Genomic DNA, 9,127 nt, shown 5'->3' on the forward strand with positions numbered 1-9,127 from the left:
GCCATGGCGAGCGATTTCTACGGAATCGAAGCCACCGACATCTATCTGTCCCCGGCGCCGGTCTACCATGCCGCACCCCTGCGATGGTGCGGCATGGTGCAGGCGCTCGGCGGAACGGTGGTGCTGGCCAAGAAGTTCGACGCAGAAGCCACCCTGCGGTACATCGAGCGGTACCGGGTCACCGTCACCCAACTGGTTCCGACCATGTTCGTGCGGCTGCTCAGACTCGACGAGACCATCCGCTGCCGTTACGACCTGTCGAGCCTGCGGATGCTCATGCATTCCGCCGCGCCCTGCCCCGCCGATGTCAAACGGGCGATGATCGAGTGGCTCGGCCCGATGCTCTACGAGTATTACGGTTCCACCGAAGCCCACGGCCTGACGTTCATCGACTCCGAGCAATGGCTCACCCACCCGGGGTCGGTGGGACAAAGCGTGCTCGGCAGGCTGCACATCTGCGACGACGACGGAAACGAGCTACCCGTCGGCGCCGTCGGCACCGTCTACTTTGAACGCGATCATCTGCCGTTCGAGTACCACAACGATCCCGACAAGACCGCCGCGGCCTGCCACCCGGAACATCCGTTCTGGACCACCGTCGGCGACCTCGGCTACCTCGACCCCGAGGGGTTCCTGTACCTGACCGACCGAAAGTCGTTCATGATCATCTCCGGCGGGGTCAACATCTACCCGCAGGAGGTCGAGAACGCCCTGGCACTGCACCCTGCGGTGCTCGACGTCGCGGTCATCGGGGTGCCTCACCCCGAGATGGGCGAAGAAGTCAGAGCTCTCGTGCAGTTGGCGCCGAGTGTGATTGGAACTGATTGCCTGGCAAGAGCTCTCATCGACCACGTCCGCGATCGGATCGCCCACTATAAGGCGCCCCGTTCGGTCGAGTTCGTCGGCGAGCTGCCCAGGACGCCGACCGGCAAGCTCGCAAAAAACAAGTTGCGGCAGGCCGTTACGGCCCGAAGCTAGTGCCGCTGGTGAGTTGTTCCCATCTCGCGATCTCGGTGGCGCGCGCGTCGGCGACGTGGCGGTAGAAGGCCAGGGCGTCGGGGCCTAGGAGCAGGAATCCCGGGGGGTCGCTCGACTCGACCGCCGCGATGATCGCGGCGGCCGCCTTGGCGGGGTCACCCGCCTGGTTCCCGTGCATGGTGTCGTTCTCCTTGCGGCGCTGCCCGGCGGTGCCCGCGTAGTCGTCGATGACCGTGGCCGACTGGACGAGCGAGCGCCCGGCGAAATCCGTGCGGAACGCACCGGGCTCGACGATGGTCACCGAGATGCCCAGCGGGGCAAGCTCACCGCGCAGCGCACCGCTGACACCCTCGATGGCGGCCTTGGCCGCCGCGTAGTAGCCGGATCCCACCGGTGTCACCGTTGCGCCGATCGAGGAGATGTTCACGATCGCGCCGCTGCGGCGTGCCCGCATGCCGGGCAGGACCGCCTTGATCATGGCGACGGTGCCGAAGAAGTGCGTCTCGAACAGGGCGCGCACGTCGGCGTCGTCGCCCTCCTCGACCGCGGCGCGGTAACCGTAACCGGCGTTGTTCACCAGTACGTCGACGTGGCCGAACCGGTTGTGGGCCTGCCGCACGGCCGAGGCGACCTGTGCGGGGTCGGTGACATCGAGGGCGACCGCGAGCACCCGCTCGGGCGCGGCCGGCACCAGGTCGGTGACCTTCTCGACGTCACGTGCGGTGACGACGACGTTGTGACCGGCCCCGATGACGGCTTCGGCGAGCGCGCGCCCGAGCCCGGTCGAGCATCCGGTGATCAGCCAAGTGGACATGCGGGACGGCTCCTTCTCGCCGCGACGCAATGCAGGGCTACGTCGCGGCAATTCTTCTCTTCGATCGCGGAACATGGGCCTTCCCCATCAACTATCGTCTGTCTCAAGCAATTGATCGGCACCGGTGAAGGAAACAGGCAGTGCGGACGCTAGAAGGCGTTCTGGCCAGACACCCGTTCTTCCGCGGGATGGACCCGCGCTATTTGCAGTTGGCGGTCGGTTGTGCGGCAAACATGCGCTTCACCGCGGGTGAATTGATCTTCCGCGAGGGCCAACCCGCTGACAGCTTCTACCTCATCCGCGCCGGCAGGATCGCGCTCGAAACCGCCGTTCTGGGGCGTGGCAGCTTGACGGTGCAGACGCTCGGAGGCGGAGACATCCTCGGATGGTCGTGGTTGGTGCCGCCGTACAACTGGCGCTTCGACGCGCGCGCCGTTGAGACGACGCGCGCCATCGGTTTCGACGGCAAGTGCCTGCGCGACAAGTGTGAAGAGGACCACGAACTCGGGTACGAGCTGCAGAAGCGTGTGATCGCGGTTCTCGGAGAGTATCTCGATGCGACGAGGTTCCGCCTCCTGGACATCTATGCCGATGTCATCGAATAAAAGCGGACCCGTCCGGGCGGCGGTCCTCAACCCTCGAACGCAGGGCCGTCGAAGCGGTCGCGGGTGACGAATTCGGCGACCGGCCTGCGCCGAAGCCTGGTCGGCTGGCGCACCGGTTTGCCAAGGGGCACAACCGCAGCGACCGCGTGCAGGTCGGGGATGCCCAGCAGGCGCCGCACCCGGTCCTCGGCCGCGATGGCCATGGTCGTGATCGTGCCACCGTACCCCTCGCCGCGGGCCGCCAGCAGGATGTTCCAGATCAGCGGGTACACCGACGCGCCGCCGGCCAGGCCGACACGGTCCAGATCCTGATCGATCGAGGCGACGACGGTCAGGTCGACGGAAACCACCAGGACGACGGGTGCTTTCGCGATGGGCGCGACGAAGGTGTCGGGGATCTCCGTTCGGTCGATGACGTCCTGCGGCACGCCGCTGGGATGGATTGGGTTCCAAGGGTTCTCACCCGCCTGCAGCTGGGCGAAGTAGCGGCGCGCCGCGGTCTTACCCAGCTCGGCGAGCGCGCGCCGGGTGTCGGGGTCGCGCACCACCGTGATGTGGGCGCCCTGGCGGTTGCCGCCGCTCGGCGCGAACCGGGCGTTGTCGAAGATGCGCTCCAGCACCTCGTCGGGCACCGGGTCGTCGGTGAATTCGCGCGCCGCGAACGTGGTTCGCATGACGTCATAGAGCTCCATGGGCCGCGTCACGCGCTCGCGGAGGCGCGGCGCTCCAGACGGAAGGTGCGCTTGAATCCGGCCGGCTGCGTCGTCAGGGTCACTTCCACCGCCCCGCTGGGGGCGATGACGTAGCGCTCCTCGACGTCGGGGCCGTCCCGCCACCGGCCGACCGGCTGGCGCCCGAGGTCGTCGCGATCGCGCAGGGCCGGGTCGAAGGGGAAGAGGACCGGGTCATAGGGCGTGACATCGCCGTCGGGCCGGCCGTTGACCAGGCGGCTGCACTCCACGAAGCGGAAGTGGCCGATGTTGTGCGCCGCGCGGTAGGTCCGCTTGACCACCAGCGGGGTGTGCCCGTCGGCGGGCAGGGAGACGTCCTTGCAGACGATCGGGTCGAAGACGACGTCGGCGCCCGCCTCGGCCTCGCGGAAGACCCCGAAGTTGCGTGAGAAGCGTTCGGAGAGCGCGAAATCCGACTCCTTGTCGAGGAAGACGGCCAGACCGATGGCGGTGGCCGCGAACGGGTGCGGCGAGCGCTTCACCCGTTTGTCGCCGAAGGTGGTGCGCAGCATCCGGGAGACGAGCGGGAAGCTGCCCGCGCCGCCCACGACATAGATGCCGGCGACCTCCGACCACGTGACGTCACGGCCGCCGGCGGCCGGGTTGCGCAGCACGCGGTCGAGCAATTGCATCGTCTTGTCGACGAGCGGTGCGCAGACCGCGTAGACGTCGTCGATCGGACAGGAGAACGGGGGCCGGTCGGTGCCGTCGACCCCGGTGAGGTCCACCAGGAAGCGGCGCGTCTGGGCCCCGACGGCCTCCTTGCGGGCGGCGCACTCCTCCCGCAGCAGATCGCGGGCGGCGGCGTCCACGCCGGACAGCTGCGAGCGGGCCAGAACGAGTTCGACGATCGCCTCGTCGAAGTCGTCGCCGCCGAGGCGCTGAATGCCCTCGCTGATGACGACCTCGTTCGCGTGCCCGGTCATCTTGAGCAGCGAGGCGTCGAAGGTGCCACCGCCCAGGTCGTAGATGAGGACGTACTCCCGCTTGGCGGTGATGGTGGAGCGGTACCGGTGCGCGTATTCGAGGCTGGCGGCGGACGGCTCGTTGAGCAGCGCGACGACGTGGAAACCCGCCGCGACGAACGCGTCCAGTGTCAGCAGGCGCTGCGCGCTCGAGGCGTTGGCGGGCACGCTGATCGCGGCCTCGATGGATTCCCCGGCGGCGAGGCTGGCGTTGGAGCGACGCAACAGGTCGCTCTTCAGCTGAGCGAGGAAGCCGGTGAGCAGGTCGGCCAGTCGATGGCTGCGGCCGGCCAGGCTCACCTCCGTCTGAGGCCCGGCCTCGTTGAGCAGACGTTTGAACGACCGCAACACCGACCAGTCGGGGTCGTGCCGGACGGCGGCGGCCTCCGTGCCGAACCGCAACTCCCCGTCGGCGTTGGCCGCCACCACGGACGGCCACGCGTCTACCCCATCGAAGGAGACGACGGGATAGTTGCCCCGGTCGACGGCCGCGACGACGGTGTGTGTGGTGCCAAAGTCGATGCCGACCCTCATCGCGCAATTTTAGGACCGCGGCGGGGGCCTGGAACAAGCTTTCTGCCCGGCGCGCCGCGGCCCGCCGGGTCCTCGAGTTAACGGCCACCGGTCGCATCTTCCGATGACTTTGGCCCCTAGGCCGCCGCGCGCGGCGCGGAGACGATGACCGGATCGACGAAGATCGCGTTTTGTTTCAGGAGGCACCGTGATCGAGATGCTTCACGGCTTTCCCGACGACGTGGCCGCGTTCGCCATTCATGGGCACGTGACCAAAGGCGATTACGACGCCGTGCTGATACCCAGCTTCGAAGACAAACTGACGCGGCACAAGAAGGTCCGGATCTATTGCGAAATCGCATCCGATTTAACCTTTCTCGGGCCGAGCGCGGTGTGGGCGGATTCGAAGTTCGGAGTGGACCACTACTTCGACTGGGATCGGTGCGCGGTCGTCAGTGACGTGCCATGGGTGAAGCATGTGGCGAAACTGAGCGAACTTTTCGGATTCTTGTGGCCAGGGAGGTACCGGACCTTTTCGAATGCCGAGGCCGAAAAAGCGCGCGATTGGATTTCCGAACCCGAGGGTGGGTGCGGCGCCGCATGAAACTGCGCGACGCCATTTGTTGCTGCACGCCCATGCTGGCCGGTCTGCTGGCCGGCGCGGTACTCGCGCGCACACCGGTCGCGGATGCGGACAACAAGCGGCTCAACGACGGGGTCGTCGCCAATGTCTACACCGTCCAGCACAATGCCGGTTGCACCAACGACGTGCGGATCAACCCGCAGCTGCAACTTGCCGCCCAGTGGCACACCGACGATGTGCTCGCCAACCGCGCGCTCGACGGCGACATCGGTTCCGACGGCTCGACGCCGCAGGACCGGGCGGATGCCGCGGGCTACGGGGGCAGCGTCGCCGAGACCGTGGCGATCAACCCGGCGCTGGCGATGAGCGGGCTCGAGGTGATCAACCAGTGGTTCTCCAACCCGGTGTACCTGGCGGTCATGCGGAATTGTGCCTACACGCAGATGGGGGTGTGGTCGCAGAACAGCCTGGACCGCAGCGTCGTCGTTGCGATGTACGGCGCACCCGGCGCTCGGGCGCCGAGATGAATCTTCGCCGGCTGACCGGTCCGACCGCGGCGGCCGTCTTGCTGTGCGCCGGGCCGCCCCCCGCGCGGGCGGATGCGGTGGCCTACCTGGTCAACGTGACCGTGCGCCCGGGCTACAACTTCGCCAATGCCGACGCCGCCTTGGCGTACGGGAACGGCATTTGCGACAAGGTACGGGCGGGGGAGCGCTATGCGCAGATCATGGCGGAGGTCAAAGGGGACTTCGGCAACTCCGACGAGTATCAGGCGTCGTATCTGATCAGCCAGGCCGTCGGTGAATTGTGCCCGGCGCAGATCTGGCAGTTACGACAATCGGCCGCCGGATACGTTCCGCCTGCCGGGCCGTGACGCAATGAGAACATCGGAATATGAATCGCATTCACTGCGAGTGCGTTTGGCGTCCGGGCGGCAAACATCGCCAATTCTCCTTCGCGGGTTTCAGGCTTGTTGTACGGTTCCCCTCAAGCGTCCCCGGGTTAGGGGCACACGGGTCGCGACGACGGTCATCTTTCCGGGCCGGTGGAGGGATTTGCCGTGATTTCCTCAGAGTCCGTCACCAAACCCCTGCGATCGGCCGGCGATTTCTTCGCCATGTCGCTCGACACGTTCGTGGCGATGTTCAAGCTGCCCTTTCCATGGCGTGAGTTTCTGTTGCAAACCTGGTTCGTGGCCCGGGTTTCCATCATTCCGACCCTGTTGCTGACGATCCCGTTCACCGTTCTCGTCGTGTTCACCATGAACATCCTGTTGGTCGAGTTCGGGGCGGCCGACTTCTCCGGGACGGGCGCCGCGACCGCCTCGGTCACCCAGATCGGGCCGGTGGTGACCGTTCTCGTGGTCGCCGGCACCGGGGCTACGGCGATGTGCGCCGACCTCGGCGCGCGTGCCATCCACGACGAACTCGACGCGTTACGCGTGATGGGCGTCGACCCGGTCCGCCGGCTGGCGGCGCCGCGGGTGCTGGCGGCCACCGTCGTCGCGGTGTCCTTGGTGTCGCTGGTCACCCTGGTGGGCCTGGCCGGGTCGTTCGTCTTCTCGGTCTTCGTGCAGCACGTCACCCCGGGCGCCTTCGCCGCGGGTCTGACGCTGCTCACCCACCTGCCCGACCTCATCCTCGGTCTGGTCAAAGGCGCACTGTTCGGGATGGCGGCCGCTCTGATCGCTTGCTACAAGGGCATTTCCGTCGGCGGCGGCCCCCAGGGCGTCGGCAACGCCGTCAACGAAACCGTCGTCTACTCGTTCGTCGCGCTGTTCGTCATCAACATCGTGGCGACGGCCGTCTACTACACGGGTCCGCAATGACCGGCGACAGCGCGCTACACCAGCGATTCGACTGGCTGCCGCACGCGGCGGGCCGCGTCGCCGCTGATTGGAATCGCGTTGGCGCGCAGGTGAAGTTCTACGCGATTGCGATCGCCGAAATGCGGACGGCCTTCGCTCGTTACGGGAAGGAGATCATCCGACTGGTCGCCCAGATGAGCCTGGGCACCGGCGCGCTGGCGGTGATCGGCGGCACCGTGGTGATCGTAGGCTTCCTGACCCTGTCGACCGGCGCGGTCATCGCAGTACAGGGCTACAACCAGCTGTCCGGCATCGGCGTCGAGGCGATGACGGGATTCATCTCCGCCTACGTCAACGTACGCATCATCTCGCCTGCGGTCGCCGGCGTCGGCCTGGCCGCGACCATCGGCGCGGGCGCGACCGCGCAGTTGGGCGCGATGCGGATCGCCGACGAGATCGACGCGCTCGAGGTGATGGCGGTGCGATCCATCGCCTACCTCGTCTCCACCCGGGTGGTCGCGGGTGTGGTCGTGGTCATCCCGCTGTACTGCGTGGCGGTGGTGTGTGCGTTTCAGGCGGCGCGGTTCGGCACGACGGGCATCTACGGCCAGTCCACCGGCGTGTACGACCACTACTTCCGCACATTTCTCAATTCGACCGACCTGCTGTGGTCGTTCGTCACCGTGATCGCCGCGGCGATCGCCGTCATGCTCGTGCACACCTACTACGGCTATAACGCGTGGGGCGGCCCCGCCGGCGTGGGCCGGGCGGTCGGTCACTCGGTCCGCACTTCCCTGATCGTGCTGACGCTGATCGTGCTGGCGATCTCGCTTTCCGTACACGGCCAGTCCGGCCACTTCAATCTCTCCGGGTAGGACCATGTCGGAATCGCGCTCAGAGGGGATGCATCCCGCGTGGTGGACACTGATCTTGGCCGTCGCCACGCTCGGCACCATCGCGCTGACGTCTGCCTTCTTCTCCGGGTGGTTCAAGTCGTACGTGCCGGTGACGGTGGTCTCCGACCGGGCCGGCCTGGTGATGGACCGCGGCGGCAAGGTCAAGATGCGCGGGGTGCAGGTGGGCCGGGTCGGCGAGATCCACACCGGCAAGGACCAGGTAAGCCTCAGGCTGGATCTCGACCCGAACCAGGTCCGATACATCCCCGCGAACGTGCGCGCCCGCATCAGGGCGACCACCTTCTTCAGCGCCAAATACGTCGACCTCGTGTATCCGAGCCGGCCCAGCCCGAAGCGCCTGTCGGCCGGGGCGGTGATCCCCGTCGACAACGTCGGCACCGAGGTCAACACCATGTTCGCCAACCTCGTCAAGGTGCTGGACGAGATCGACCCGGCCAAGCTGCAGGCCGTCCTGTCCGCGCTGGCCGAGGGCTTGCGCGGCCGAGGGGCAGTCATCGGCCAGGGCATCACCGACGCCGACGAGGTGCTGCGAGCGATCAATCCGCGCGCCGAAACGGTCAGGGCGGACATTCGCGCGGTCAAGAGCATCAGCGACACTTATGACCCTGCGGCACAGGATATTCTGCGGGTGCTCGACGCCGCCGGCACCACCAGCGGCACGATCGACCATGACTCGGCCGCCCTCGACGCGCTGCTCGCCGGCGCCATCGGGCTTTCCCGCAGTGGGATCAATCTTGTTGGGCCCAATAAGAACAACATCATCAGGGCGGTGAATCTGCTCGAACCGACCACCAGCCTGCTGATGAAATACAACCCCGCACTGACGTGTATGTTGGTCGGCGCGAAAACCGCCCTCGACACCGGGTACCGGGACGCGATGGGCGGCGCCAACGGATACTCGTTGATCATCGACAGCACACCGCTGTTCGGCGCGGACCAGTACCGGTACCCGCAGAACCTTCCGATCGTCGGCGCCAAGGGGGGTCCCGGCGGTCAGCCGGGCTGCGGATCACTGCCGGACGTCGCAGCCAATTGGCCGCTGCGCCAACTCATTACGAACACGGGATGGGGAACCGGTCTGGATATCCGGCCCAATCCCGGGATCGCGTTCCCGGGATACGCCGACTACCTGCCCGTCACCCGCGGAATCCCCGAACCACCCAGCATCCGCTATCCCGGGGGTCCCGCTCCCGGGCCGGTCCCGTACCCGGGAG

11 protein-coding genes are annotated in these 9,127 nt (G+C 67.0%); 8 read left to right on the top strand and 3 right to left on the bottom strand.

Annotated features, from left to right (window positions below):
- Positions 1 to 978 (top strand): AMP-binding protein (locus A5692_RS05525; protein WP_156765938.1); only part of this gene is annotated, 978 nt, incomplete at its 5' end.
- Here A5692_RS05525 and A5692_RS05530 read toward each other — a convergent pair.
- Complete coding sequence (locus A5692_RS05530) at positions 962 to 1,792, bottom strand: oxidoreductase (protein ID WP_068053105.1); 831 nt, start codon at positions 1,790 to 1,792, stop codon at positions 962 to 964. The two genes, A5692_RS05525 and A5692_RS05530, sit on opposite strands and share 17 nt — an antisense overlap.
- Before the next feature lie 188 nt (positions 1,793 to 1,980).
- Between A5692_RS05530 and A5692_RS05535 the strand changes: the two genes are divergently transcribed.
- On the top strand, positions 1,981 to 2,397 hold the full coding sequence (locus A5692_RS05535; protein WP_197514365.1) for a cyclic nucleotide-binding domain-containing protein: 417 nt from the start codon (positions 1,981 to 1,983) through the stop codon (positions 2,395 to 2,397).
- Positions 2,398 to 2,423: 26 nt separating this feature from the next.
- On the opposite strand, the gene A5692_RS05540 is transcribed toward A5692_RS05535, so the two are convergent.
- Together A5692_RS05540 and A5692_RS05545 are read right to left on the bottom strand one after the other, a co-directional pair.
- Positions 2,424 to 3,089, bottom strand: coding sequence for a nitroreductase family protein (locus tag A5692_RS05540; protein ID WP_068053089.1), 666 nt, complete (start codon positions 3,087 to 3,089; stop codon positions 2,424 to 2,426).
- 8 nt (positions 3,090 to 3,097) lie between these two features.
- Positions 3,098 to 4,627 carry an Hsp70 family protein gene (locus A5692_RS05545; protein WP_068053092.1) on the bottom strand — a complete coding sequence of 510 codons (1,530 nt, stop codon included), beginning with the start codon at positions 4,625 to 4,627 and terminating at the stop codon, positions 3,098 to 3,100.
- Between the two features lie 196 nt (positions 4,628 to 4,823).
- Between A5692_RS05545 and A5692_RS05550 the strand changes: the two genes are divergently transcribed.
- From A5692_RS05550 to A5692_RS05575, 6 genes are all read left to right on the top strand, one after another.
- The gene (locus A5692_RS05550) at positions 4,824 to 5,210 is read left to right on the top strand and encodes an STAS/SEC14 domain-containing protein (protein WP_231984199.1); all 387 of its coding nucleotides are present in this window, start codon (positions 4,824 to 4,826) and stop codon (positions 5,208 to 5,210) included.
- Positions 5,207 to 5,716: a CAP domain-containing protein gene (locus A5692_RS05555; protein ID WP_068053107.1), complete on the top strand. Its 510-nt coding sequence runs from the start codon at positions 5,207 to 5,209 to the stop codon at positions 5,714 to 5,716. Before A5692_RS05550 ends, A5692_RS05555 begins: the two co-directional genes overlap by 4 nt.
- Complete coding sequence (locus A5692_RS05560) at positions 5,713 to 6,063, top strand: DUF732 domain-containing protein (protein WP_068053097.1); 351 nt, start codon at positions 5,713 to 5,715, stop codon at positions 6,061 to 6,063. The genes A5692_RS05555 and A5692_RS05560 overlap by 4 nt, the downstream gene beginning before the upstream one ends.
- A 243-nt stretch (positions 6,064 to 6,306) precedes the next feature.
- A complete protein-coding gene (locus A5692_RS05565; protein WP_231984200.1) occupies positions 6,307 to 7,017 on the top strand; it encodes an ABC transporter permease in 711 nt (236 codons plus the stop codon).
- Complete coding sequence (locus tag A5692_RS05570) at positions 7,014 to 7,871, top strand: ABC transporter permease (RefSeq protein WP_068053100.1); 858 nt, start codon at positions 7,014 to 7,016, stop codon at positions 7,869 to 7,871. The genes A5692_RS05565 and A5692_RS05570 overlap by 4 nt, the downstream gene beginning before the upstream one ends.
- A gap of 4 nt (positions 7,872 to 7,875) precedes the next feature.
- On the top strand, positions 7,876 to 9,127 hold a 1,252-nt coding region (locus A5692_RS05575), incomplete at its 3' end, for an MCE family protein (protein WP_068053113.1).

The organism is Mycobacterium sp. E342 (genome assembly GCF_001667665.1).
Taxonomy (GTDB): Bacteria; Actinomycetota; Actinomycetes; order Mycobacteriales; family Mycobacteriaceae; genus Mycobacterium.

Excerpts from the sequence above, each read along its gene's own strand:
- A5692_RS05530 (WP_068053105.1), bottom strand. The coding sequence starts at position 1,792 with ATGTCCACTTGGCTGATCACCGGATGCTCGACCGGGCTCGGGCGCGCG.
- A5692_RS05560 (WP_068053097.1), top strand. The coding sequence starts at position 5,713 with ATGAATCTTCGCCGGCTGACCGGTCCGACCGCGGCGGCCGTCTTGCTG.
- A5692_RS05555 (WP_068053107.1), top strand. The coding sequence starts at position 5,207 with ATGAAACTGCGCGACGCCATTTGTTGCTGCACGCCCATGCTGGCCGGT.
- A5692_RS05535 (WP_197514365.1), top strand. The coding sequence starts at position 1,981 with ATGGACCCGCGCTATTTGCAGTTGGCGGTCGGTTGTGCGGCAAACATG.
- A5692_RS05550 (WP_231984199.1), top strand. The coding sequence starts at position 4,824 with ATGCTTCACGGCTTTCCCGACGACGTGGCCGCGTTCGCCATTCATGGG.
- A5692_RS05540 (WP_068053089.1), bottom strand. The coding sequence starts at position 3,089 with ATGGAGCTCTATGACGTCATGCGAACCACGTTCGCGGCGCGCGAATTC.
- A5692_RS05570 (WP_068053100.1), top strand. The coding sequence starts at position 7,014 with ATGACCGGCGACAGCGCGCTACACCAGCGATTCGACTGGCTGCCGCAC.
- A5692_RS05565 (WP_231984200.1), top strand. The coding sequence starts at position 6,307 with ATGTCGCTCGACACGTTCGTGGCGATGTTCAAGCTGCCCTTTCCATGG.
- A5692_RS05545 (WP_068053092.1), bottom strand. The coding sequence starts at position 4,627 with ATGAGGGTCGGCATCGACTTTGGCACCACACACACCGTCGTCGCGGCC.